The organism is Macrococcoides caseolyticum, from assembly GCF_002902665.1.
Classification (GTDB): domain Bacteria; phylum Bacillota; class Bacilli; order Staphylococcales; family Staphylococcaceae; genus Macrococcoides; species Macrococcoides caseolyticum.
In genome coordinates, this window is record NZ_PPRM01000107.1 from 1 (window position 1) to 219 (window position 219).

General features: G+C 31.5%; 1 pseudogene. It reads right to left on the bottom strand.

The window, feature by feature from the left end:
* Positions 1 to 219, bottom strand: a pseudogene (locus tag CD152_RS12090) (hypothetical protein); the annotation flags it as partial.

Below are 219 nucleotides of genomic sequence, written 5' to 3' on the forward strand. Positions count from 1 at the left end.
GGTTTGACACGGATATCTGAGTTTTTAATGTTGTGATATAAAACTTTAGACTGTTTTTTTACAGAACGTTTTCTGTTACTTAAAAAGATATTTAATAGATTTAAAAAGAATATAGTTTCCTTTTTTGCATGAACATGTTGTAACGCCTGTTGTGACAGCTCTTTCCCGGTCTTAATCACTTGATTAAGCGTGGACATTTTAGCGTGGACATTTTTTTCT